Origin of the sequence: Bradyrhizobium sp. CCBAU 21365 (genome assembly GCF_015291305.1) — a bacterium.
GTDB lineage: Bacteria > Pseudomonadota > Alphaproteobacteria > Rhizobiales > Xanthobacteraceae > Bradyrhizobium > Bradyrhizobium elkanii.
Genome location: NZ_CP030036.1, coordinates 5119072 through 5144618, shown reverse-complemented (window position 1 = coordinate 5144618; position 25547 = coordinate 5119072). Strand labels below are relative to the sequence as shown.

The following is a 25547-nucleotide window of genomic DNA, read 5'->3' as shown; positions in this document are numbered from 1 at the left end:
AGCGGATTGCGATCATCACATAAAAAAAGAGCAGGGCTGAAAGCCCTGCTCCAAAAATTGTGTCGACCCTATTTGCCCCAAAAATTCGATTTGATCTTGATTGATGGGGTGACGCTGCTTATGCGCGTCGGGCTCCTCCCGAGACTTGGACCACCAGGACACACCTCGCGGCTGGCCTGAGCCCGAATTGGTAGACTATCTTTCCAGGCTTGTCATCATTTTCGGCAACGATTGTTCAATTTTCGAGCAATTTGCGAAATGATTGGGATGGCGCCACCGGCGGTTGTGACGGGAGATGTAAAACACGTGACAGGGTAAGGGGATACGACTGGTTTCGGAGCCGCCGTGACGCAAGTGCCACGCTCGGCTATTTCCGCCGGCTGGAAGAAACCGGACGCGTCGGCGATCTCGACTTCCGGTGCTCATGGTGGTTAGTTCCGTCCCGGATGGTTTTGCAATGCGCCGGCGGCTGAAGAATTTTCTGCCCATCGTCCTGGTTGCCCTGCTGGTGCAGATTCTTGCACCGATCGGGGCCTGCTGGGCGGCGAACCTTGCCGCGTCCGATCCGCTCGCGGCCGCCACCATCTGCCACGGCGATGCCGGCTCCCGAGCCGGGCAGGGTGACCAGACCAGTCACGACGCCCATGACGGCTGCTGCTCGGCGTGCAGCGTGCTGCAGACCGGTGCGCCCGTTGATAGCCCGCAAGTTGCGGCCCAGGCCGTCGTACGCCTGCCGAGCCGGATCGCCTGGCTTGATTTCGCCTCCGAGTTCGATCGTTCGCGCGCCGGCCTCTCGGCGCAAGCCCGCGCGCCGCCGCTGTCTTCCTGACGACCTTGTCGCTGCCGGTGCGTCCCGCGCCGGCAAGTGCCCTTGAGCAAGCCGGCCGAAGCGCCGGCGTCAGGATTCATCCATGTTTCGCTATCATCCGCTGGAAGCGGCAAGCGTGCTCGCGCTGGGCGCGACGCTCTGCGCATCGCCGTCCGCTGCCGAAGCCCAGGCGCCCAGCACAGAGCTACCCTCTGTCACCGTCGAGGCGCCCCGGACGGCGGTGCGCGCCAAACCGGCGGCGCCGAAGCCGCGCGTTCGTGCGGCATCCGTCCAGCGGCCTCCGAAGCCGGCGACAGCGCCGGCCGCGACGGCGGCCCCGGCGGGCGGCGCGAGGCCGGGGGAGACGCTTGCCGCGACCCGCGACGGTTTGAACCGGGCGCCCACGGGCCAGACGCAGACGACCATCGACCGCAGCCAGTTCGACAACCGACCGGCGTTCTCCGTCGCCGATGTGCTGCGGGACAGTCCGGGCATCTCGATCAAGCAGGGCAACGGCCCGCGTGATTTCGGCATCTCGATCCGCGGGTCGAATGCGCGCAACGGCTTCGGCATCCGCAATCTCGTCGTCTTCGACGACGGTTTCCCGGTGACCCAGCCGGACGGCCTGTCGCGCAGCGACCTGATCGATCCGCATGCCTATGGCGCCATCGACGTGGTTCGCGGGCCGTCATCGGCGCTCTACGGCAATTACGCGACCGGCGGCGCGCTGAATTTCCGGACCCGGCCGGGCGGCACGATCGACGGCGTCGAGTATGGCGTCGACGGTGGCAGCTTCGGTTACCTCAACAACTATCTCGCCGCGGGCAAGAAGGTCGGCAATTTCGAGGGCTCGCTGTTCGCGAGCGACGCGCGCGGCGACGGCTACATCGGCAACAGCTGGTTCAACACCCAGACCGTCAATTTCCTCGGCACGCTGCAGGTCACGCCGGACGATCGCTTCACGGTGAAGCTGATCAATAACGACCTGACGACGCGCCTGCCGATCCGCTCCTCGCTGAACCAGTTCTACCAGAACCCGTTCCAGCAGGGTTGCACGACCGGCGCGACGGCCGCGCCGGGATGCGCGACCGTGACGTTGTTCAACAACGGATTCAACGCGGCGGCAGGAACCGACAAAGAGACTGCGGTTCAGGCGGGCCTCGGGCGCGACGACCGCCGTACCATCGTCGGCGGCCGCTGGGAGCACGACTTCGACAACCAGACCACCTGGCGCAACCAGTTCGTCTTCGACGACCGCAACATCAACCAGCCGACGGGATCGACGAGCGCGATCGGCGACTTCCCGTCCTACAACTACATGAGCGACGTCGTCAGACGCGGCGATGTGTTCGGGCTGGATTCGACGACCTATTTCGGCGGCTTCTACAATACGCTCACCGCGTCGAGCGATACGCGCAATGTGATGCCGGGGGGAAATGCGACGCTCGGAAGCCTGTCGAGCAATTTGCTCAGCACGACGACGAATTACGGCGTTCGTGCGCGGGAGGAATTGAAGCTCACGTCGGCGCTGACGGCCGTTGCCGGCATTGGCTGGGAGGCCACCAGTCTGACGGGGCGGAACACCGCCTATAGCTACGCCGGCGCGGCCGGAACCACGACCACGGCGGTCACGACCGCCGATCGGCAATTCCAGAATACCGCGCCCGAGCTCGCATTGCTCTACCGGCTGAACAGCGAGTGGCAGTTCCGCGGGCGGGTGGCTACCGGATATGGCACGCCGCAGGTCGGCAATTTGTTCGTCCTGCCGAGCGGCGCCTCGGGCAACAACACCCAGCTGCGGACGCAGAAGAATCTCGGCTACGACGTCGGCGCCGACTGGACACCGAACAACGCGCTCAAAGTCAGCGTCACCGGCTTCTACGAGTTCTTCAAGGACGAGCTCGTTTCCCAGGCTACGCCGCTTGCGGGCATCTCCTACACGTTCAACGCGCCGCGCTCGGAGCATCGCGGCGTCGAACTGGCCGCCGACTGGAAATTCCTGCCGGGCTGGCGGTTCTCGGCGGCCTACACCTATCTCGACGAGGTCTACACGGAATATGTCGAAAGCATCACGAACGGAGCGGTGTTCAGTTTCAATCGCGCCGGCAACAAGATCCCCGGCATCTCACCGAACGAGCTCACGGCGCGGTTGGGCTACGACCAGTTGTCGGGTCCGTTGCAGGGACTTGGCGGGTTCGTCGAAGTCCAGCGGAAGGACAGCTTCTACATGGACAACGCCAACCTCTTGAAGGCGCCGGGCTATGAGCTGGTCAATCTCAACCTGCACTACAAGACCGATCTCGTCTCGGATTATTTCAAGGCGCTGAACCTGTACATCGAGGTGAGGAACGTCTTCGACCGGACCTACGTGGCGTCGGCGAACAACATCTCAAATTCGGTGACCGCGGCAGGCATTCAAAATCCCGCGAGCGTACTGGCAAACTCGACCAACTCGATCTATGCCGGATCGCCGCGCGCCTTCGTGGCGGGCATGAAGATTGCGTTCAAATGAGGAGCGCATCAATGACCTATCGCAAACCGGTCGCCCTGACGCTGCTTGCAACGCTCATGCTCGCGGCCTTGCCGAGCCTTGCCGTCGCACAGATGAGCCATCAGCACGCCTCCGAAGCGGCCTGCGAAGAGACGGCCCTGCGCTGCGCGACCAAGGTCACGCCCGCCTTTGGGCGGGATGGGACATTGTGGTTGGCGTGGATGGCCGGCGGCCAGATCTCCGTCGCGAACTCGAAAGACCAGGGCAAGAGCTTTTCCACACCGGTGCAGGTCACCCGGGAGCGGCTCAATCTCGATTGGGGACCGGATGCGCGGCCGAAGCTTGCGATCGATGCCAAGGGCAACATCGCTGTGGCCTTCTCGATCTTCCGCGATCAGAATTTCAACGGTCAGGTGCTGACCACGCGATCGACCGATGGCGGGCGCAGCTTCGATGCGCCGAAGGCCATCACCACGAACAATGAGAGCCAGCGGTTCGAGGCGATCGGCTTCGATCCTGCGGGGGCGGTGTTTGCCGCGTGGCTCGACAAGCGCAACCGCGTGCCGGCGCAGCAGCGTGGCCAGAAATATGACGGTGCCGGATTGTTTTTCGCGTCATCGAAAGATGGCGGAGCAACCTATTCCGACGCTCGGCTCGTCGCCGACAACACCTGCGAATGCTGCCGCCTCGCTTTGGCGTTCGACGGCGCGGGCCACCCGGTGGTCGTGTTCCGGAACATCTTTGAGGGCGGCGTGCGCGACCATGCGATCGTGACGTTCTCCGACCTGGCTACGCCCGGCGAGATACATCGGGTGAGCCGCGACGACTGGCAGATCGCGGCCTGTCCGCATCACGGTCCGGGCCTAACCGTATCGCCCGAAGGAACGTACCATGTGACGTGGTACACCAACGGCAAGGCGCGCAAGGGATTGTTCTATGCGCGCTCGCGCGACGGCGGCAAAACCTTCTCTGATCCGCTTCCGGTCGGTCAGCCGAACCGCAGCCCGTCTAGGCCACAGATTATCGCGGGGCCGCAGGGGCTCGTGATGGCCTGGAAGGAATTCGACGGGCAGAAGACGACAATCGACCTCATGACGTCGCACGACGATGGAGCGACATGGTCGAAGCCAACGGTGATCGCGGATACCGCCGACAGTTCCGACCATCCGCTGCTCGTCTCGGACAGCCGGCAGACCTATCTGTCGTGGATGACGAAGGCCGACGGCTACCATTTTCAAGCGATCGAGGGCGAACCATGAAGCGTCATTTGCTCGCTGCGCTGATCCTGCTCGCAACGCTGCCGACTGCACTGGCGGCGGGAGAGGGCGCGCCAAAGCCGTTCGAACGCGGCAGCTGGCAAAAGCTGCTGCATGCGCATGCAGGTCATCCGACCCTGGTGCACTTCTGGGGAGTGACCTGTGGACCATGCAAGGTCGAGCTGCCGCAGCTTGGCCAGTTCATGAAGGATCATCCCGGAATCGATGTCGTCACGATCAGCGCGGATCTGGTTCCCAACCTTCCGGAAGCGACGCGATCGATGCTGGATCGCGCCGGCCTCGGCGCGGCCGAAAACTGGATTTTCGACGACGGCTTTGCCGAGCGGTTGAGATTTGAGATCGATCCGGGCTGGCAAGGCGATATCCCGCGAACCATGCTGATTTCCCGGGATGGAACGATCACGACGATCGAAGGGTCGGCCGAAATCGCCGATCTGGACAAATGGTCCAGCGCCCAGTCGGCAGCAACCAGATGACACTTGAATTTCAACTTGAAAGGAAATCCGTCGCCATGAAGACATTCCACCGCATCCTTGCCTTCGCAGCGCTGACCGCTGCACTCGTGTCGGCGTCCGCACGCGCCGAGGACGTCAAGGCCGGCGACCTCGTGATCACGCAGGCCTGGACGCGCGCAACGCCGAACGGCGCCAAGATCGGCGGCGGCTATCTGACGATCGAGAACAAGGGGACGACGCCCGACCGGCTGGTGTCAGGCTCCGGCGATGTTGCCGGCAAGATCGAAGTCCACGAGATGTCGATGGACAATGGTGTGATGAAGATGCGTGCGCTCGACAAGGGTCTGACCATCGAGCCCGGCAAGACCGTGAAGCTCGCGCCGGGCGGCTATCACCTGATGATGTTCGACCTGAAGAATCCGCTGAAGCAGGGCGACAAGGTGCCGGTCACGCTCGAGTTCGAAAAGGCCGGCAAGGTCTCGGTCTCGCTGGACGTGCAGGCCGTCGGCGCGCAGGCGCCGGGCGGCGGCGGTCATTCCGGCCACGGCGACCATTCCGGTCACATGGACATGAAGAAGATGTGAGCGAGCCATGCGATCACAGACGCTCCTCATTGCCACGGCGGCGCTGCTCGCAGCGCAGCCGGCGATCGCGCATATCACGCTCGAAGGAAAGCAGGCGGCGGTCGGATCGTATTACAAGGCGGTGTTCGCCGTGCCGCATGGCTGCGCGGGCTCGGCGACGATCAAGGTCCGGGTGCAGATTCCGGAGGGCGTGATCGGAGTGAAGCCGATGCCGAAGGCGGGCTGGGCTCTCGATACGGTCACCGGCAAATACGCCGCCCAATACGACTATCACGGCGCCAAGCTTTCCGAGGGCGTCAAGGAAGTCGCCTGGAGCGGTGGCAAGCTTGCGGACCAGAACTACGACGAGTTCGTGATGCAGACGTTTCTCACCGATACCCTGAAGCCCAACACCAAGTTGTACTTTCCGGTCGTGCAGGAGTGCGAGCAGGGCGTCAGCCGCTGGATCGATATCCCAGCCGACGGGCAGGGCGGCGGGCACGACCATGGCAGCAAGACACCGGCGCCCGGCGTCAAGCTGCTGCCGAAGTCGTAACCGATGCGGCTGGTCGCAAACCTCGCAGCGCTGCTCGTGGCGTTGTGTCTTGCGACCTCGGCCCATGCGCATGCCGTCCTGGTCGGCGCCGAACCGGCCGACGGCAGTGTGGTGGCTGAAGCACCCAGGACGGTGGTGCTCCGCTTCAACGAAGCGGTGGCGCCGACGGCGGTCAGCCTGCTCGACGCCGCGGGCAAGCCGCGCGACGTCGCGATCCGCGCCGTCGACCAGTCGGTGATGGTGACACTGCCGGCGAGCCTGCCACAGGGCACGCAGGTGGTCAGCTATCGCGTGGTGTCGCAGGATGGCCATCCGGTCGCGGGCTCGCTGCTGTTTTCGATCGGCGTCGTCACCGGCTCGGCGGCGCCGTCAAGCGACGGCATGCTCCATGTGTTGATCTGGCTGGCGCGGCTCGGGCTCTATCTGGGTCTGTTTGCCGGCGTCGGCGGGATGTTCTTTGCGGCCTGGATCGCGCAGGGCCCGGCCGGCGAGCGGCTGATCATGTGGTCGCTGAAGATCGGCCTTGTCGGCGCGATCGCGTCGTTTGGACTGCAGGGCGTTGACCTGTTGAACCTGCCGCTCTCGGGCATCGTGACGTGGGCGGCATGGGCCAGCGCCGCCGGCACCAGCCTGTTTCCCGCGCTGCTGCTCGCGATCGCCGCGATGCTGATCGCGGCGATCGCCTGGCGCAGCCCGTCGTTTGGTGCTGCCTTCACCCGCACCGCGATCGCAATGATCTGTGTCGGGCTGTCGTTTGCGGTCAGCGGCCATGCCGCCACCGCCTCGCCGCAATGGCTGACGCGAGCCGCGCTGTTCATCCATGGCGTGGGCGTGGCGTTCTGGATGGGCGCGCTCGCGCCGTTGGCGGTGCTTGCCTGGCAGCGCAAGGATTCGCTGCTGCGGGTGCTGCGGCATTTTTCGACGCTCGCGGTACCGGTTGTCGCCTTGATCGCCTTGTCGGGCCTCGCCCTCGCGATCGTCCAGCTCGAAAGTTTTCACGCGCTGATCGACACCGGGTACGGCAACATCCTTGTTGCGAAACTGGTGCTGGTGGTGGTGCTGCTCGGGCTCGCTGCGCTGAACCGGTTGGTGTTCACGCCGGCCATCGCGCGCGAGTTTCATCGGACACGGCCGCTGCAGCGCTCGATCGCGCTCGAATTCGTGCTGATGATTGCCATTCTCGGCCTCGTCGCATTATGGCGCTTCACGCCGCCGCCGCGCGTGCTGGCGATGTCGAGCGATGTTCCGCTCGCGGTCCACATCCACACCGATGCCGCGATGTTCCAGGTCCTGATTGCGCCGGGCAAGGTCGGGCCGAATGACTTCGTGCTGCAGCTGATGAACGGCGATGCCAGCCCGTTTGCGGCCAAGAAGGCGACGCTGACGCTGAGCCTGCCCGAGCGCGGCATCGAACCGATGGAACGCGCCGCCGCGCGCGGTGCCGACGGCTATTGGCACGTGCGCAAGGTGCCGCTGCCGGTCCCGGGCCGCTGGCACATGCAGATCGACGCCCTGGTGACCGATTTCAAGAAAGTGACGCTGGAAGACGATTTCGAGGTCAGGTAAAGCCGCGGTCGGCGCGCTCGGCACTTCGACGGCGAGCAATTCGTTCAAATGGCCGAAAATCGCCTGATTTGAAGGGTTTTTCTTATTTGGCGGCCTTGTGTTTTCACAGCCGATCCGGTTTCACTGCAGCTCTTCCTACGCTTTCCTGATTCCCGAGTAACGCCATGCGATTGTCGCGGTTTTTCCTGCCCATCCTGAAAGAAAACCCGAAAGAGGCGGAGATCGTCTCGCATCGGCTGATGCTGCGCGCGGGCATGATGCGGCAGGAGGCCGCCGGCATCTATGCCTGGCTGCCGCTCGGCTTCCGGGTGTTGAAGAAGATCGAGCAGATCGTTCGCGAGGAACAGGACCGCGCCGGCGCGCTCGAACTCTTGATGCCGACGCTGCAGCTCGCCGATCTCTGGCGCGAAAGCGGCCGCTACGACGCCTATGGTCCGGAGATGCTGCGCATCCTCGATCGTCACAAGCGCGAGCTGTTGTACGGGCCGACCAACGAGGAAATGATCACGGAGATTTTCCGCTCCTACATCAAGTCCTACAAGAACCTGCCGCTCAACCTCTACCACATCCAGTGGAAGTTCCGCGACGAGCAGCGGCCACGGTTCGGCGTGATGCGCGGCCGCGAATTCCTGATGAAGGACGCCTATTCGTTCGACCTCGACGAGGCCGGCGCGCGGCGCTCCTACAACAAGATGTTCGTGGCCTATTTGCGTACCTTTGCCCGGATGGGCCTGAAGGCGATCCCGATGCGGGCCGAGACCGGTCCGATCGGCGGCGACCTCAGCCACGAATTCATCGTGCTCGCGGAGACCGGCGAGTCCGGCGTCTACATCAACCGCGATGTGCTGGACCTGCCGGTGCCGGGCGAGGACGTCGATTATGACGGTGATCTGACGCCGATCATCAAGCAGTGGACTTCGGTCTATGCCGCGACCGAGGACGTCCACGAAGCTGCGCGCTTCGAACGGGAAGTGCCCGAGGCTAAGCGGCTGAACACGCGCGGCATCGAGGTCGGCCAGATCTTCTATTTCGGCACCAAATATTCCGACACCATGAAGGCGATGGTGGCCGGTCCCGACGGCGTCGACGTGCCGATCCATGGCGGCTCCTACGGCGTCGGCGTGTCGCGTCTGGTCGGCGCGATCATCGAAGCGTGTCATGATGACGCCGGCATCAAATGGCCCGAGGCCGTCGCGCCGTTCCGCGCTGCGATCCTCAATCTCAAGCAGGGCGATGCCGCGGTCGATGGCGCCTGCGAGCAGCTCTATCGCGAGCTCTCGGCGAAGGGCGTCGACGTGCTCTACGACGACACCGACCAGCGTGCCGGCGCCAAGTTCGCCGCGGCCGATCTGATCGGCATCCCGTGGCAGATTCTCGTCGGACCCAAGGGGCTTGCGGACGGCAAGGTCGAAGTGAAGCGTCGCAGCGACGGCTCACGCGACAACATGAGCCCCGCCGACGTGGTCGCGAAGCTCGCGGGTTAAAGTTTATTCACGCCGCGCTGATCGGCGGGGTAATCCGGCCACATTTGGCCCGAATCATGGGATTATCGACAGATGGATGAGACCATGAGCGAGCCAGTCCGTACCCCGCCCTTTGCGCCATTCGAATGGCTGCTGTCCGGACGCTATCTGCGCGCGCGCCGCAAGGAAGGGTTCATTTCGGTTATCGCCGGCTTTTCGTTCCTCGGCATCATGCTCGGCGTCGCCACGCTGATCGTGGTGATGGCGGTCATGAACGGCTTCCGCAAGGAATTGCTGGACAAGATCCTCGGCCTCAACGGACATATTCTGGTGCAGCCGCTGGAATCGCCGCTGACCGACTGGAAGGATGTCGCCGACCGCATCAGCCAGGTGCAGGGCATCCGTCTCGCCGCCCCGGTGGTCGACGGGCAGGGGCTCGGCTCATCGCCGTTCAACGCCGCCGGCGTCTTCATCCGCGGCATCCGCGCCGACGATCTCAACAACCTCACCTCGATCGCCAAGAACATCAAACAAGGCTCGCTCGAGGGCTTTGACGAGGGGCAGGGCGTCGCGATCGGTCGCCGACTCGCCGACCAGCTTTCGCTGCATGCCGGCGACATGATCACGCTGGTCTCGCCGAAGGGCGCGGTGACGCCGATGGGCACCACGCCGCGCATCAAGCCCTACAAGATCACTGCGGTGTTCGAGATCGGCATGTCGGAATATGATTCGACCTTCGTGTTCATGCCGCTGGCCGAGGCGCAGGCCTATTTCAACCGCAACAACGACGTGTCCTCGATCGAGGTGTTCACCACCAATCCGGACAAGATCGAAACCTATCGCAAGCTGGTGACCGAGGCGGCCGGCCGGCCGGTGTTCCTGGTCGACTGGCGGCAGCGCAATTCGACCTTCTTCAACGCGCTGCAGGTCGAACGCAACGTGATGTTCCTGATCCTGACCATGATCGTGCTGGTCGCGGCGCTCAATATCGTCTCGGGACTGATCATGCTGGTGAAGGACAAGGGCCAGGACATCGCGATCCTGCGGACCATTGGCGCCTCGCAGGGTTCGATCATGCGGATATTCCTGATCACCGGCGCATCGATCGGCGTCGTCGGCACGCTGGTCGGTCTCCTGGTCGGCTTGCTGATCTGCTTCAACATCGAAACCATCAGGCAATTCCTGTCGTGGCTCACCAACACGGAATTGTTCGATCCCACGCTGTATTTCCTGTCGAAGCTGCCTGCTGAAATCGATTTTGGCGAGACGCTCGCCGTCGTGATCATGGCGCTGACGCTGTCCTTCCTTGCGACGCTCTACCCGTCGTGGCGCGCCGCGCGCCTCGATCCGGTCGACGCGCTCCGGTACGAATAAGGAGCGCACATGGCGGAGGGGGCGGAAGACACACCGGTCGTCTATCTTCATGACATCAAGCGGGAATACCGGCAGGGCGAAGCGACGCTGACGGTCCTGAACGGCGCCAATCTCGCGCTGTGGCCCGGTCAATCGGTGGCGCTGGTGGCGCCGTCGGGATCCGGCAAGTCGACATTGCTGCACATCGCGGGCCTGCTGGAGACCCCCGATGACGGCGAAGTCTATGTCGCGGGCACGCCGACCTCGCAGATGTCCGACGTCGACCGCACCCAGATTCGCCGTTCCGATATCGGCTTCGTCTATCAATCGCACCGGCTGCTGCCGGAGTTCTCGGCGCTCGAAAACGTCATGCTGCCGCAGATGATTCGCGGCCTCAAACGCTCCGAAACCGTGAAACGGTCGACCGAGATTCTCTCCTATCTCGGGCTCGGCGACCGCATTACTCATCGTCCGGCCGAGCTCTCGGGCGGCGAGCAGCAGCGTGTCGCGATCGCGCGCGCGGTTGCCAACGCGCCCCGGGTGCTGTTCGCGGACGAGCCGACCGGCAATCTCGATCCCGGCACCGCCGACCACGTCTTCAACGCGCTGATGCAACTCGTGAAGGCGACCCGGGTCGCGATGCTGATCGCGACTCACAATCTGGATCTTGCCGCGCGAATGGATCGCCGGGTGTCGCTGTCGAACGGACAGGTTGTCGAGCTCGAATAGTGCGCCGTCGCGTGAACTGGCTAGCGGTGCGCGTGAAGAAATCGCGTTAAGGCGAAGAATTCGGAGCCTTTTTCCGCTTCGCTTCGATCGGAACGAAACAGGTTCTGGCTCTCAATAAGTGGGGCGAGGCCGTCTGCCAGATGCTCTCGGCCGACCGTCGATCGACGGTCCGGCATAATAGGGATTGTTGATGCAGATCGCCGCCAGGCCGGACGCCGAGGCCTGGCACTGCGCGATCGACCTGTAGCCACAGTCGGTATCCTCACCGCCCCATCGGTAGTTGGTTTTGCAGACCGGCGAGGTCGAGTCGTATTTCTGGGCGCTGGCTGGTGTCGGCGCGACGGCACCCAGGGCCAAAAGTGCCGGCAAGAGTGCCAGAAGCAAACTGCGCATCAGAAATCTCCTCGTCGGTCGGGCGCCGGCAATGCTGATACCGAGCGCGCGCGAATAGGCACCCGCGCGCAGCGCTGGATCAACTCACATTCGCGCGCTGGTGTTTGCCGGATCGGGCGTCAGTGGATGAACAGGTCGAAGAAATTGCCCTCACGGCGGTCCCGCGGGGACACGTGAAGAGAGGAGCGCGGGTCGTTGTCGCCTGCATAATAGGGGTTGGCGACGCAGTTCTGCCCGATGCCCGAAGCGGTGGCCAGGCACGCCTCATACGACGGATAGGAGCAGTTGCTCAGGCCGGGATAGCGGTCGCCCTGAATGCAGAACGGGTAACGCACGCCGACGCCATGCGCGGGCGCAGTCCCCAGCGTTGCGAGTGCGGCCACTGACGCTGCAGCAGCAAGAATCATCGTCCGCATGTGCATTCCTTCTGCTGGGAAGATTCGACCTTGGCGACGATCCAAATCGGACAAGCCGGTTCCGGTCAACACGATCTTGCGCGCAGCTGCGGAGGCGGCCCTGAATTGTGAAGATTGTGCGGCAGTTATGTGGCAAAACTCCAAGAAGCGCCCGTAACACAGTATTAACTTCAAATTTGAGCGAAGTCGTTTGGCCCTGCCTGTTGCCGCGAAGTTACAGCAATTCCGCCGGGGGCTGCTATGACGGTGTCTCGCGGCCTTGGGGGCCTGTAGAAAAAGTTGGAACGGGAAAATGAAAAAGATTTTGCTTGTCACCGCCAGCATGCTCGCGCTCAGCGCGACTGCTGCCTCCGCGGCTGACCTCGCGGCTCGCCCTTACACCAAGGCTCCGCCGCCCATGGTTGCCGCTGTTTATGATTGGACTGGCTTCTACATCGGTATCAACGGTGGTTGGGGCCAGAGCCACGACAACCGTTCGGTCGACGGCTTCGGCGGCGTCGGAAGCTACGACGCCAACGGCGGCACCGTCGGTGGCCAGATCGGCTACCGCTGGCAGGCCGGCGGCTGGGTGTTCGGTCTGGAAGCTCAGGGCAACTGGGCTGACTTCTCCGGCAGCACCGGCAATCTGGTCGTCCCGGGCGGCATCGTTCGCTCGAAGACCGATGCGTTCGGCCTGTTCACCGGTCAGATCGGCTACGCCTGGAACAACGTCCTGCTGTACGCCAAGGGCGGTGCTGCGGTCACCGATCGCAACTTCCAGTTCCTCAACGCGGCCGGCAATCTGGCCTCCCAGACCGGCTTCGACACCCGTTGGAGCCCGACGGTGGGCGTTGGCCTCGAATTCGCCTTCTCGCAGGGCTGGTCGCTCGGCGTCGAGTACAACCACATCTTCGAAGACACCCATGGCGCGACCTTCGTGACCCCGGCTGGTGTTGCCGTGACCGGCTTCCACACCGGTGGCGACACCGACATGGTCCTCGGCCGTCTGAACTACAAGTTCGGTGGCCCGGTCATCGCGAAGTACTGATCGCTCGCTTAATTCAAGCGGCATCGAAAACCCCGGGCTTCGGCCCGGGGTTTTTTGTTGGCCTGGCGGCCACGAGCAGGGGATGGGCTCTGCTCGTCAGCTCCGGGATTCGGGGCAGACTTGATTGGGCGGGGGTTTCCAACCGAACGGTCAACGCCGCATATTCGGGGCATGACGGACCTGCAGCTGATCTCCGAACTGACGTGCCCATCCTGCGGCCATGTCTCCATCGAGACGATGCCGACCGACGCCTGCCGGTTCTTCTACGATTGCAAGGGCTGCGGCACTCGCCTGAAACCGAAAGCAGGAGATTGCTGCGTGTTTTGCTCCTTCGGAACGGTCCCGTGCCCGCCCAAGCAGGCGGGGAATTGTTGCGGTAACTAGCTCCCCGGAGCCTCCGACCAGCTCGCTATCCGGATCGGCGGCGAGACGTTGGCCGGTCAGGAATTAACCGCAGAGGTTGGGGTCTCTGGGGCGTTTAGAGGTCATTTTTGCGCCGCAACGATTCGGACGATCTCATCGTCATCGGTGGTCAAGTAACCAAAGGCCATCCATCCAGCGCACATGCCGAAAATGATCAAGGCAGTTTTTAGCCAGTGGTTCATGGAGCAAGTATGCACCCTGTGCCAGCCAATTTCCATCCCGGCCGACAGCCACAATCAAACTGACCCACTACCCAAGCAACGCTGGCAGCCCAGTTTGAGAAGTGAATCGGCACGTCCTACGCTGAGCGCAGCAACGCTTCAAACTATCGAGTCGCTGCCACTTCCTGCCACGATTAACCAAGGGAATTCTTTCGGGGTCAGTTTTCAAACTGACCTACTACCGTTGCTTGACTCCTAGAACAAAAAAGGAACAATGTTCTGCATACGTTCCAGTTCAGGGAGAGCGGCCATGTTGAAGATTTTCGTGCAGGAAGCTGCAGCGCTGGCATCGATCACGCTGTTCGTCGGGATGATCGCGGTGTGGGCCCAGCTGATCACCCAATTCTGAAAATGCGCGCGCGGGGCCAGGGGCATGGCTTGCCCTTGGGGAAAAGCGGGAGGACTTGCCGCCGCGCCGCGTTCGGCGTGGACTTGGCAGGGTTCAGGCCCCACGATGGGATTGCGAGTCGGGTCTGACGCTTTCGAGTTCCGGCCCTGGCGCTCGCTCCATCCCTGACTCAAGAGCTTCCGTAAGCAGCCATGCCGAATGCCGGATTCGTTCATCTTCACGTTCATTCCGCCTATTCGCTGCTGAAGGGCTCGATCAAGATCGCCAAGCTGGGCGAGCTCGCGAAGGCCGACCGCCAGCCGGCGCTGGCGCTGACCGATACCGACAACATGTTCGGGGCGCTAGAATTCTCCGACAAGATGGCCGGCTACGGCATCCAGCCGATCGTCGGCTGCGAGCTGGCGGTGGATTTCGGCGACGTCGATCCGAACACGCGGAGCATCCTAGCGACGACGGGCCCGGCGCGAATCGTGCTGCTGGCGGCGCGCGAGCGCGGCTACCGCAGCCTGATGCGGCTGAACTCGCGGGCGTTCCTGGAGACGCCGGTCAACCAGACCCCGCACATCAAGTTCGATTGGCTCACCGACGACGCCGAGGACCTGATCGCGCTGACCGGCGGCCCCGACGGGCCGATCGCGCTGGCACTCCGGGCCGAACAGGCGGCGCTGGCGACCACCCGCTGCGAGCGCCTGGCCAGCCTGTTCGGCGACCGCCTCTACATCGAATTGCAGCGCCACGGCGCCGACAAGGAACGCCGCACCGAGGGCGGCCTGATCGATCTCGCCTACAGCAAGGGCCTGCCGCTGGTCGCGACCAACGAGCCGTATTTCGCCAGCAATGACGACTACGAATCGCATGACGCGCTGCTCTGCATCGCCGGCGGCCACCTGATCGCCGAGACCAACCGCGAGCAACTGACCCCGGATCACCGTTTCAAGACCCGTGCGGAGATGGCGGTGCTGTTCGCCGACATCCCGGAGGCGCTGGCCTCGACGGTGGAGATCGCCGAGCGCTGCTCGTTCCGGCCGAAGACCCGCAAGCCGATCCTGCCGTTCTTCACGGTCGGTGCCGCCGCCAGCGCCGATGCCGCCGCCGACGAGGCCGCCGAGCTGAAGCGCCAGGCCGAGGAGGGGCTGGCGAATCGCCTGCGGGTGCACGGTCTCTCGCCGGGAATGACCGAGGAGGACTACAGCAAGCGGCTCGCCTTCGAGCTCGACGTCATCACCCGCATGAAATATGCGGGCTACTTCCTGATCGTCTCCGACTTCATCAAATGGGCGAAGGCGCAGGGCATTCCGGTCGGGCCGGGCCGCGGCTCCGGCGCGGGCTCGCTGGTCGCCTGGGTGCTCACCATCACCGACCTCGATCCGATGCGGTTTGCGCTGCTGTTCGAGCGCTTCCTCAATCCCGAGCGCGTCTCGATGCCGGACTTCGACATCGACTTCTGCCAGGACCGCCGCGGCGAGGTGATCCAGTACGTGCAGGAGCGCTACGGCCGCGACCAGGTGGCGCAGATCATCACCTTCGGTACGCTGCAGGCGCGCGGCGTGCTGCGCGACGTCGGGCGCGTGCTGCAGATGCCCTATGGGCAGGTCGACAAGCTGACCAAGCTGGTGCCGCAGAATCCCGCAGCACCGGTGACGCTGGCGCAGGCGATCGAGGGCGAGCCGAAGCTGCAGGCGTTCCGCGACGAGGATCCGGTGGTGGCGCGTGCGTTCGATATCGCGCAGCGCCTCGAAGGTCTGACGCGCCATGCCTCGACCCATGCCGCCGGCATCGTGATCGGCGACCGGCCGCTGAGCGAGCTGGTGCCGCTCTACCGCGATCCGAAATCCGACATGCCGGTGACCCAGTTCAACATGAAATGGGTCGAGCCCGCGGGCCTCGTGAAGTTCGACTTCCTCGGCCTGAAGACGCTGACCGTGCTCGACGTCGCGGTGAAGCTGCTCAAGCAGCGCGACGTCGATGTCGATCTCGCGACGCTGCCGATCGACGATGCGCCGAGCTATCAGATGCTGGCGCGGGGCGATGTCGTCGGCGTGTTCCAGGTGGAAAGCCAGGGCATGCGGCGCGCGCTGATCGACATGCGGCCGGACCGCTTCGAGGACATCATCGCGCTGGTGGCGCTGTATCGCCCGGGCCCGATGGCGAACATCCCGACCTATTGCGCGCGCAAGCACGGCGACGAGGAATCGGAATATCTGCATCCGATCCTGGAGCCGATCCTGAAGGAGACCTTCGGCGTCATCATCTATCAGGAACAGGTGATGCAAATCGCGCAGCAGATGGCGGGCTACTCGCTCGGCCAGGCCGACCTGCTGCGCCGCGCGATGGGCAAGAAGATCCGCGCCGAGATGGACAAGCAGCGCGACATCTTCGTCGCCGGTGCGATGAAGAACGGCGTGGCGAAGGGCCAGGCCGAGACGATCTTCGAGCTGCTCGCCAAGTTCGCCGACTACGGCTTCAACAAGAGCCACGCGGCCGCCTATGCGCTGGTGTCGTACCACACCGCCTATATGAAGGCGCATTACCCGGTCGAGTTCCTGGCGGCGTCGATGACGCTCGAACTCAACAACACCGACAAGCTCTCCGAATTTCGTTCCGAGGCGCAGCGGCTCGGCATCAAGGTCGAGGCGCCCAACATCAATCGCTCCGGCGCGACCTTCGAGGTCAGCGACAACACGATCTACTACGCGCTCGCGGCGCTGAAGGGCGTCGGCATCCAGGCGGTCGAGCAGATCATCGAGGAGCGCAACAGGAAGGGCGTCTTCACCTCGCTCGCCGATTTCGCAGCAAGGGTGAGCCCGCACGCCGTCAACAAGCGGATCATCGAGAGCCTTGCGGCGGCCGGCGCTTTCGACACGCTGGAGCCGAACCGCGCGCGCGTCTTCGCCGGTGCCGATGCGATCCTCGCCGCGTGCCAGCGCAGCCACGAGGCGGCGACCTCGGGCCAGAACGACATGTTCGGCGGCGCGGCGGATGCGCCGAGCATCATGTTGCCGCAGATCGAGCCGTGGCTGCCCGCGGACCGGCTGCGGCGCGAATACGACGCCATCGGCTTCTTCCTGTCGGGCCATCCGCTCGACGATTACGCGACCGCGCTGAAGCGGCTGCGCGTGCAATCCTGGGCGGAATTCTCGCGCGCGGTGAAGACCGGCGCCACCGCCGGCAAGGTCGCGGCTACCGTGGTGTCGCGCATGGAACGGCGCACCAAGACCGGCAACAAGATGGGCATCATGGGCCTGTCGGACCCGACCGGCCATTTCGAGGCGGTGCTGTTCTCGGAGGGCCTTGCGCAGTACCGCGACGTGCTCGAGCCGGGGGCGGCCGTGCTGTTGCAGCTCGGCGCCGAACTGCAGGGCGAGGACGTGCGGGCGAGGGTGCTGCACGCCGAGCCGCTGGATCACGCCGCCGCCAAGACCCAGAAGGGCCTGCGCATCTTCGTGCGCGACACCAAGCCGCTGGATTCGATCGCCCGCCGCCTCAACATGCCGGAAGCCGCGCCCGCCCCGGGCGGCCCCGCAAAGGCACCGGCCGTGAAGCCGGCCGCCGCGCCGCCACCGGCGGCAGGGGCCGATGGCGACGTCTCGCTGGTGATGATGCTGGACCTCGAAACCGAGGTGGAGATGAAGCTGCCCGGCCGCTACAAGGTCTCGCCGCAGATTGCCGGTGCGATCAAGGCGGTGGCGGGCGTGGTCGACGTGCAGACCCTCTAAAGGGGGACTTCGGGCGCCGAACAGGTCCGTTTCGGTACGATTTGGGCTCGGCCGTCCGCTGTAACCGGCCGTATTTCCTTGCTTCTCGCGCAAATCGCGCTATATAGCGCGCCATCTCACACGGAAACATGGCTCTCAAGGCCGTCCGGTGGCAACCGGGCCATTCAGGCGCGTTTGCTCACACGTTTCCGGAGGAACCAACCGGAGAATTGGATCTATGTCGCTGCCCGAATTCAACATGCGTCAGCTTTTGGAAGCTGGCGTTCACTTTGGCCACCAGGCCCACCGCTGGAATCCGAAGATGCAGGATTACATCTTCGGCGCCCGCAATAATATCCACATCATCGACCTCGCGCAGACCGTGCCGATGCTGCACCGTGCGCTGCAGGCGGTCAGCGATACCGTCGCCAAGGGCGGCCGCATCCTGTTCGTCGGCACCAAGCGCTCGGCCCAGGACGGCGTTGCCGACGCCGCGAAGCGTTCGGCGCAGTACTTCGTCAACTCGCGCTGGCTCGGCGGCACGCTGACCAACTGGAAGACGATCTCGGCCTCGATCAAGCGCCTGCGTCACCTCGACGACGTGCTGTCGTCGGGCGAAGCCAACTCCTACACCAAGAAGGAGCGGCTGACGCTGCAGCGCGAGCGCGACAAGCTCGACCGTTCGCTCGGCGGCATCAAGGACATGGGCGGTCTTCCCGACATGATCTTCGTGATCGACACCAACAAGGAAGACATCGCGATCCAGGAAGCCCAGCGGCTCAACATTCCGGTCGCCGCGATTGTCGACACCAATTCGGACCCGAAGGGCATCACCTATGTGGTGCCGGGCAATGACGACGCCGGCCGCGCGATCTCGCTGTATTGCGACCTCGTGGCGCGCGCCGCCATCGACGGCATCTCGCGCGCTCAGGGCGAGTCGGGAATCGACATCGGTGCGTCGGCGACGCCCGTGCAGGAAGACCTTCCGGCGGCTGCGCCGTCCGGCTTCCAGGGCCTCGCCGGCCCGCGCGGCACCGCCGACAACCTCAAGAAGCTCACCGGCGTGTCCGGTGCGATCGAGAAGAAGCTCAACGACCTCGGCATCTTCCACTACTGGCAGCTCGCCGAGCTCGATCACGACACCGCGCACAAGATCGGCGAAGAAGTCGGTCTGCCGAGCCGTGCCGACGCCTGGGTCGCCCAGGCCAAGACGCTCGCCGAAGCGGAATAAAGGTTGCGCGGCGTGGCCGGGTTTCGCCCGGCCGCCGCTTCTATTCCACGAACAACGATCTCCCTGTCGCAGACGGCGGCGCCATCGGGCGCCGCGGTTTCTGTACAGGCAAGAAGGGCATTGAACGATGGCAACGATCACAGCAGCGATGGTCAAGGAGCTCCGCGAGTCGACCGGCGCGGGCATGATGGATTGCAAGGCGGCGCTGACCGAGAACAACGGCGACATGCAGGAAGCGCAGGATTGGCTGCGCAAGAAGGGCCTCTCCAAGGCCGCCAAGAAGGCCGGCCGCGTGGCGGCCGAGGGTCTGATCGGCGCGCTGACCTCCGGCACCAAGGGCGTGCTGGTCGAGGTCAACTCCGAGACCGACTTCGTTGCGCGCAATGAGCAGTTCCAGGGCCTGGTCAAGATGATCGCCCAGGTCGCGCTGCACAACGGCGCCGACGTCGAGAAGATCAAGGCGGCGAAGGTCGGCGATGTCACCGTCGAGACCGCGATCTCCGACGCGATCGCGACCATCGGCGAGAACATGACGCTGCGCCGCGCCGCCTCGCTCGAGGTGAGCAAGGGCGTGGTGTCGAGCTATGTCCACAACGCGGTCGTCGAGGGCGCCGGCAAGATCGGCGTGATCGTGGCGCTGGAGTCCGCCGGCAAGGCCGATGAGCTCGCAGTGCTCGGCCGCCAGCTCGCCATGCACGTGGCGGCGGCGAAGCCGCTGGCGCTCGACCCGGCCGGGCTCGATCCGGAGACCGTCAAGCGCGAGAAGGACGTGCTGGCCGACAAGTACCGCCAGCAGGGCAAGCCGGAGAACGTCATCGAGAAGATCGTCGATTCCGGCCTGAAGACCTACTACAAGGAAGTCTGCCTGCTCGATCAGGCCTTCATCCACGACAGCGGCAAGTCCGTTGCCCAGGCGGTGAAGGAAGCTGAGGGTAAGGTCGGCGGGCCGATCAAAATCGCTGGCTTTGTGAACTATGCTCTCGGTGAGGGAATCGAGAAGCAGGAAAGCGACTTCGCCGCCGAAGTCGCGGCCGCCAGCGGCAAGAAGTAACCGCTGACACCAGGGCCTCCGGCGCTTTGCGCCGGAAGCCTGCCTGCGCGGATAAGAAAGCGATCGCATCATGGCTGAGCCGATCTATCGTCGCGTGGTGATCAAGCTTTCCGGCGAATATCTGGCCGGCTCCCACGGGTTCGGTATCGATCAACCGACGGTCGATCGCGTCGCCGACGACCTGATTGCGGCCCGCAAGCTCGGCATCGAGGTCGCCGTCGTGATCGGCGGCGGCAACATCGTCCGCGGCGTCGAGGTGTCCTCGCGCGGCGTCTCCCGGCCGACCGGCGACACCATGGGCATGCTTGCCACCATGATGAACTGCCTCGCGCTGGAGGCGGCGATCGAGCGCAAGGGAACCCCGGCGCAGACCCTGTCGGCATTCGTGATGCCGGAGATTTCCGAGCTGTTCACCCGTAGTGCAACGCACAAATATCTTGCCGAGGGACGCATCGTCCTGCTCGGCGGTGGAACCGGCAACCCGTTCTTCACCACCGACACCACCGCCGTGCTCCGCGCGGCCGAAATCGGCGCGCAGGCGGTGCTGAAGGCCACCAATGTCGACGGCGTCTACAGCGCCGATCCGAAGAAGGACCCCAAAGCCAAGCGCTTCGACCGCCTGACCCATTCGCAGGCGATCGAGGGCGGCTACAAGGTCATGGACGCGACCGCTTTCGCGCTTGCCCGCGAGACGTCGCTGCCTATCATCGTGTTCTCGATCGCGGAGCCCGGTTCGATCGGTGCGATTCTGCGCGGTACCGGACACGGCACGGTCGTCGCCGGCTGATGCCGCGCCTCCGGGCGTCGACAGCCGGTTTCTAGGGAAGGGAGAACGTCATGGCCGCACCTGGTTTTGACATCAACGACGTGAAGCGCCGCATGCAGGGCGCCACACAATCGCTCAAGCACGAGCTCGGCGGTCTGCGCACCGGCCGTGCCGCGGCCTCCATGTTGGAGCCGGTCCAGGTCGAGGCTTACGGCTCGCATATGCCGCTCAACCAGGTTGCGACCATCAGCGTGCCCGAGCCGCGCCTGCTCTCGGTGCAGGTCTGGGACAAGACGATGGTGAAGGCGGTCGAAAAGGCGATCGTCGATTCCAATCTCGGCCTGTCGCCCGCGACCGAAGGGCAGGTGTTGCGCTTGCGGATTCCCGAGCTCAACGAGGAGCGCCGCAAGGAGCTCGTCAAGGTCGCGCACAAATACGCCGAAGCGGCCAAGGTCGCCGTGCGCCACGTGCGCCGCGACGGTCTCGACGTGATCAAGAAGCTCGAGAAGAATCACGAGATCTCCGAGGACGATCAGGAGCGCCTGTCGAACGAGGTGCAGAAGGCGACCGACGGCATGATCGCCGAAATCGATCAGCTGCTCGCTGCCAAGGAAAAGGAAATCCTGACGGTCTGAAGGCGCTACGGGAACAGCCGATGTCGAACGCCGCCGCCCCAGCAACTGACGGACCGGATCGCACCGGCAGTCCGTTGCATGTGGCCGTTATCATGGACGGCAACGGGCGCTGGGCCAAGTCGCGCGGCCTGCCGCGCGTCGAGGGCCACCGCCGCGGCGTCGAAGCGCTGCGCCGTGTGGTGCGCGCAGCCCATGAACTCGGCATCGTCTATCTCACCATCTTTTCCTTCAGCTCGGAGAACTGGTCGCGGCCGGCCAGCGAGATCGGCGATTTGTTCGGCCTGTTGCGCCGCTTCATCCGCAACGATCTGGCGACGCTGCACCGCGATGGGGTGCGGGTGCGCGTGATCGGCCAGCGTGACGGCCTCGACGCCGACATCTGCGCGCTGCTCAACGAAGCCGAGGAGCTGACCAGGAATAACGACAAGCTCAATCTCGTGGTCGCCTTCAACTACGGTTCGCGCGCGGAGATCGCTTCCGCAGCGCGGCGCCTTGCGCGCGAGGTCGCCGAAGGCAAGCGCGACGCCAACTCCATCGATGCCGACACGCTCGGGCAATATCTCGATGCGCCCGACATTCCGGATCCGGATCTGATCATCCGCACCAGCGGCGAGCAGCGTCTGTCCAACTTCCTGATGTGGCAGGCCGCCTATAGCGAGCTCGTGTTCGTGCCGATTCACTGGCCGGATTTCGACAAGGCGGCGCTCGAGGGCGCGATTGCGGAATACGGCAAGCGCGAGCGCCGGTTCGGCGGGCTCGCTGCGAAAACCGGATCGTGACCGAGGGCGAGGCCGCGCCGGCGGCAGCAAACGAACAGGGGTCGCGCAATCTCGCGATGCGCGTGATCGCGGCGCTGGTGCTGGCGCCGGTTGCGATCGCGCTGGCCTATATGGGTGGCGTCGCCTGGTCGCTCCTTGTGACATTGGCGGCGGCTGGATTGTTCGCGGAATGGCTTGTTGTCACCGGACTCGGACGCGAGCTCCGGATCCTGGTGCCCGGTGTGATCGCGTTGCTGCTCGCCGGACTGTGCCTGATGGCCGGCCGTATCGATGCGGCCCTGATCGTGCTCGCCGTCGGTGCGGTTGTTGTGGCACTGACGTCCGGCGCGCGGCGCAACTGGGCCATTGCGGGATTGCTCTATGCGGCAGCGGCCGAGATCGCATCGGTCCTGCTGCGTCTCGACACGGCGAAGGGCTTTGCCGCGCTGATGTTCGTGCTGCTGATCGTGTGGGTCACCGATATCGGCGGCTACTTCGCGGGCCGCAGCATCGGCGGGCCAAAGCTCTGGGTGCGGGTCAGCCCGAAGAAGACGTGGGCGGGTGCGGTTGGCGGCTTCGTGGCGAGCCTGCTGGTCGCGGCCGGCTTTGCCGCCTTCGAGATCGGCTCGACCGGTCCGCTCTTGATGCTCGGCGCCGTTTTGTCGGTGGTCTCGCAACTCGGCGATCTCTTCGAATCCGCGGTGAAGCGGCGGTTCGGCGTGAAGGATTCGAGTCACATCATTCCCGGTCACGGCGGCCTCCTGGACCGCCTGGACGGATTCGTCGCGGCCGTCATTGTGGCGGCGATTTTCGGCTTTCTCCGTGGTGGCGCCGATGGCGTCGGGCGCGGTCTTATGGTTTGGTGATGAAATGAGCGCAGTTCCGTTGCGTAACAACAAGGCCGCGGCGGTGTCCGCGGTGCGGACCGTAACCGTCCTCGGTGCCACCGGCTCGATCGGCGACAGCACCATGGATCTGCTCCGCGGCGCGCGCGACCGCTACCGGGTCGAGGCGCTGACCGCGAACAGCAATGTCGAGGGCCTCGCCAAGCTGGCCAAGGAATTCGGCGCGCGGTTCGCGGCCATTGCCGATCCGGCCCGACTTTCCGAATTGAAGGATGCGCTGGCCGGAACCCGGATCGAATGCGGGGCCGGGGAGAGCGCGATCATCGAGGCGGCCGCGCGGCCTGCCGATTGGGTGATGGCCGCGGTCAGCGGCGCGGCCGGGCTGAAGCCCGCGCTCGCCGCGGTCGATCGCGGCGCCACCGTCGCGCTCGCCAACAAGGAATGTTTGGTCTGCGCCGGCGATATCTTCATGGAGCGGGCCAAGAAGGCCGGCGCCTGCATTCTGCCGGCAGACTCCGAGCACAATGCGCTGTTCCAGGCGCTGGCTTCCGGCAACCGCGAGGAACTGACGCGGGTGATCATCACCGCGTCCGGCGGGCCGTTCCGCACCTGGGCCCCCGCCGACATCGAGCAGGCGACGCTGGAACAGGCGCTGAAACATCCCAATTGGAGCATGGGGCAGAAGATCACGATCGATTCCGCGTCGATGATGAACAAGGGTCTCGAGGTGATCGAGGCGTCCTATCTGTTCGCCCTGACGCCCGATGAAATCGACGTGCTGGTGCACCCGCAGTCGATCATCCACGGCATGGTCGAGTTCTCCGATCGCTCGGTGGTCGCCCAGCTCGGCACGCCCGATATGCGGATCCCGATCGCGCACTGCCTCGGCTGGCCCGACCGCGTTGTCGGCCCGTCCGCCAAGCTCGATCTCGCCAAGATCGGACAGCTCACCTTCGAGACGCCGGACTTTGAACGCTTCCCGGGACTGCGGCTGGCGTACGAGGCGCTGCGGATGGGGCACGGCGCGACGACGGTCTACAACGCCGCGAACGAGATCGCGGTCGCCGCGTTCATCGCCGGCAAGATCAAGTTCGGCGCGATCGCCCGCCTGGTCGAGGCGACGATGAACGATTGGATCAGGTCGGGGAATCAGCCACCACTGCGCTCGGCGGATGATGCGATTTCCGTTGACCATATCGCGCGAAATAAAGCTGCCGCCCTATTGCCTCAAATTGCCTTAAAGGCAACCTAGAGGGTTGGGGGCGGAGCCTTTGGCTCTTGTCGAGGGAAAATCGAATGCCCGAGTATTTTATTCATAGTATCAATGCGTTGAGTCATGGGCTTCTCGGTACCATCGTTCCCTTCCTCTTCGTCCTGACCATCGTCGTCTTCTTCCACGAACTCGGCCACTTCCTGGTCGCGCGCTGGGCCGGCGTGAAGGTGTTGACGTTCTCGCTGGGCTTCGGGCCGGAGCTCGCCGGCTTCAACGACCGGCACGGCACGCGCTGGAAGATCTCGGCGATACCGCTCGGCGGTTACGTCAAATTCTTCGGCGACGACAGCGAGGCATCGACGCCGTCGACCGAGACGCTCGCCGCCATGACGGCGGAAGAGCGCGAAGGCAGCTTCCATCACAAATCGGTCGGAAAGCGCACCGCCATCGTCGCGGCCGGCCCGATCGCCAATTTCATCCTCGGCGCCCTGATTTTCGCGGGCATGGCGCTCTACTACGGCAAGCCGAGCACGATCGCCCGGGTCGACGGCCTGGTGGCCGAAAGCGTCGCAGCGTCGTCCGGCTTCAAGGTCGGCGATGTCGTCGTGGAGATCGACGGCAGCGCGATTCAGAGCTTTGCCGACATGCAGCGCATTGTAGCCTCGAATGCTGGTTCAGAGCTTGGGTTCAAGGTGAAGCGCGATGGCGCGATCGTCGCGCTCAAGGCGACGCCGGCGCTCAGGGAGGTCAAGGACCCCTTCGGCAATGCTCACCGAATCGGCGTGCTTGGAATCGAGCACAAGGCTCAGGTCGGCGAGGCCACCAGCGCCTCCGTCGGCGTGCTGGAGGCCCTGAGGATCGGCGTCGAGCAGGTTTGGTACATCATTTCCAGCACGTTCAAGTTCCTCGGGTCGCTGTTCGTTGGAACCGGCAATCCGGCCGAGGTGAGCGGGGTGATTGGAATCGCGAAGCTGTCAGGGCAGGCCGCGAGCGCCGGGTTCCAGTTCGTGATCAACCTTTGCGCCATCCTTTCGGTCTCGATCGGCCTGCTGAACCTGTTTCCGATCCCGCTTTTGGATGGCGGACACCTGCTTTTCTACAGCGCGGAGGCGCTGCGGGGACGCCCGCTGTCGGAGCGGACGCAGGAGGTAGGTTTCCGAATCGGGCTGGGTCTGGTCCTGATGCTAATGGTGTTTGCGACGTATAACGACATCCTCAGGATCGCCGGGTCCTGAAACGGGCTTTTTTGTGGCGTTGCCAATG

23 protein-coding genes are annotated in these 25547 nt (G+C 64.3%); 21 read left to right on the top strand and 2 right to left on the bottom strand.

The genetic code is table 11. From position 1 onward, the window contains the following. The first annotated feature begins 457 nt into the window (after window positions 1-457). From XI02_RS23650 to XI02_RS23605, 10 genes are all read left to right on the top strand, one after another. The gene (locus XI02_RS23650; protein WP_016848451.1) at window positions 458-829 is read left to right on the top strand and encodes a DUF2946 domain-containing protein; all 372 of its coding nucleotides are present in this window, start codon (window positions 458-460) and stop codon (window positions 827-829) included. Window positions 830-911: 82 nt separating this feature from the next. Then, window positions 912-3320, top strand: a complete 2409-nt coding sequence (locus XI02_RS23645) for a TonB-dependent receptor (protein WP_018271847.1) — start codon at window positions 912-914, stop codon at window positions 3318-3320. An 11-nt stretch (window positions 3321-3331) separates the two neighbouring features. Beyond that, window positions 3332-4558 (top strand): sialidase family protein, encoded by a 1227-nt coding sequence (locus XI02_RS23640; RefSeq protein ID WP_018271846.1) that lies wholly within the window; start codon window positions 3332-3334, stop codon window positions 4556-4558. After that, a complete protein-coding gene (locus XI02_RS23635) occupies window positions 4555-5052 on the top strand; it encodes a TlpA disulfide reductase family protein (RefSeq protein ID WP_016840538.1) in 498 nt (165 codons plus the stop codon). The genes XI02_RS23640 and XI02_RS23635 overlap by 4 nt, the downstream gene beginning before the upstream one ends. Window positions 5053-5087: 35 nt before the next feature. Continuing rightward, the gene (locus XI02_RS23630; RefSeq protein WP_016840539.1) at window positions 5088-5615 is read left to right on the top strand and encodes a copper chaperone PCu(A)C; all 528 of its coding nucleotides are present in this window, start codon (window positions 5088-5090) and stop codon (window positions 5613-5615) included. 7 nt (window positions 5616-5622) lie between these two features. Next, a complete protein-coding gene (locus XI02_RS23625) occupies window positions 5623-6150 on the top strand; it encodes a YcnI family protein (RefSeq protein ID WP_016840540.1) in 528 nt (175 codons plus the stop codon). Window positions 6151-6153: 3 nt separating this feature from the next. Beyond that, entirely contained in the window at window positions 6154-7716 is a 1563-nt protein-coding gene (locus tag XI02_RS23620; RefSeq protein WP_018271845.1) for a copper resistance CopC/CopD family protein, read from the top strand. A gap of 164 nt (window positions 7717-7880) precedes the next feature. Then, on the top strand, window positions 7881-9200 hold the full coding sequence (proS, locus tag XI02_RS23615) for a proline--tRNA ligase (protein WP_016840543.1): 1320 nt from the start codon (window positions 7881-7883) through the stop codon (window positions 9198-9200). Between the two features lie 72 nt (window positions 9201-9272). Further along, entirely contained in the window at window positions 9273-10553 is a 1281-nt protein-coding gene (locus XI02_RS23610) for a lipoprotein-releasing ABC transporter permease subunit (RefSeq protein WP_016840544.1), read from the top strand. 9 nt (window positions 10554-10562) lie between these two features. Beyond that, window positions 10563-11261 (top strand): ABC transporter ATP-binding protein, encoded by a 699-nt coding sequence (locus XI02_RS23605; protein ID WP_016840545.1) that lies wholly within the window; start codon window positions 10563-10565, stop codon window positions 11259-11261. Between the two features lie 111 nt (window positions 11262-11372). On the opposite strand, the gene XI02_RS23600 is transcribed toward XI02_RS23605, so the two are convergent. Further along, window positions 11373-11654: a DUF3551 domain-containing protein gene (locus tag XI02_RS23600; RefSeq protein ID WP_075968965.1), complete on the bottom strand. Its 282-nt coding sequence runs from the start codon at window positions 11652-11654 to the stop codon at window positions 11373-11375. 119 nt (window positions 11655-11773) lie between these two features. After that, window positions 11774-12070, bottom strand: a complete 297-nt coding sequence (locus tag XI02_RS23595; protein WP_244620830.1) for a DUF3551 domain-containing protein — start codon at window positions 12068-12070, stop codon at window positions 11774-11776. Between the two features lie 292 nt (window positions 12071-12362). Here XI02_RS23595 and XI02_RS23590 point away from each other — a divergent pair, with 292 nt between their 5' ends. The 11 genes from XI02_RS23590 to rseP all read left to right on the top strand — a co-directional run bounded on the left by XI02_RS23590 (window position 12363) and on the right by rseP (window position 25519). Next, window positions 12363-13097, top strand: a complete 735-nt coding sequence (locus XI02_RS23590) for an outer membrane protein (RefSeq protein ID WP_016840548.1) — start codon at window positions 12363-12365, stop codon at window positions 13095-13097. A gap of 171 nt (window positions 13098-13268) precedes the next feature. Beyond that, window positions 13269-13481, top strand: coding sequence for a GDCCVxC domain-containing (seleno)protein (locus XI02_RS45470; protein ID WP_370143551.1), 213 nt, complete (start codon window positions 13269-13271; stop codon window positions 13479-13481). A gap of 800 nt (window positions 13482-14281) precedes the next feature. Further along, window positions 14282-17806, top strand: coding sequence for a DNA polymerase III subunit alpha (gene dnaE / locus XI02_RS23585; RefSeq protein ID WP_194483155.1), 3525 nt, complete (start codon window positions 14282-14284; stop codon window positions 17804-17806). Window positions 17807-18023: 217 nt separating this feature from the next. Continuing rightward, window positions 18024-19016 carry a 30S ribosomal protein S2 gene (locus XI02_RS23580; protein ID WP_016846252.1) on the top strand — a complete coding sequence of 331 codons (993 nt, stop codon included), beginning with the start codon at window positions 18024-18026 and terminating at the stop codon, window positions 19014-19016. Between the two features lie 127 nt (window positions 19017-19143). Then, a complete protein-coding gene (gene tsf / locus XI02_RS23575) occupies window positions 19144-20067 on the top strand; it encodes a translation elongation factor Ts (RefSeq protein ID WP_018271842.1) in 924 nt (307 codons plus the stop codon). 70 nt (window positions 20068-20137) lie between these two features. Next, a complete protein-coding gene (gene pyrH, locus XI02_RS23570; protein WP_016844335.1) occupies window positions 20138-20854 on the top strand; it encodes a UMP kinase in 717 nt (238 codons plus the stop codon). Window positions 20855-20904: 50 nt separating this feature from the next. Then, on the top strand, window positions 20905-21468 hold the full coding sequence (frr, locus tag XI02_RS23565) for a ribosome recycling factor (RefSeq protein WP_016844334.1): 564 nt from the start codon (window positions 20905-20907) through the stop codon (window positions 21466-21468). A gap of 20 nt (window positions 21469-21488) precedes the next feature. Then, the gene (locus tag XI02_RS23560; protein WP_026192815.1) at window positions 21489-22247 is read left to right on the top strand and encodes an isoprenyl transferase; all 759 of its coding nucleotides are present in this window, start codon (window positions 21489-21491) and stop codon (window positions 22245-22247) included. After that, a complete protein-coding gene (locus XI02_RS23555) occupies window positions 22244-23092 on the top strand; it encodes a phosphatidate cytidylyltransferase (RefSeq protein ID WP_016841821.1) in 849 nt (282 codons plus the stop codon). The genes XI02_RS23560 and XI02_RS23555 overlap by 4 nt, the downstream gene beginning before the upstream one ends. A gap of 4 nt (window positions 23093-23096) precedes the next feature. Continuing rightward, a complete protein-coding gene (gene dxr / locus XI02_RS23550) occupies window positions 23097-24323 on the top strand; it encodes a 1-deoxy-D-xylulose-5-phosphate reductoisomerase (protein ID WP_018271840.1) in 1227 nt (408 codons plus the stop codon). 44 nt (window positions 24324-24367) lie between these two features. Beyond that, window positions 24368-25519, top strand: coding sequence for an RIP metalloprotease RseP (rseP, locus tag XI02_RS23545; RefSeq protein WP_026192814.1), 1152 nt, complete (start codon window positions 24368-24370; stop codon window positions 25517-25519). Window positions 25520-25547 lie beyond the last annotated feature (28 nt).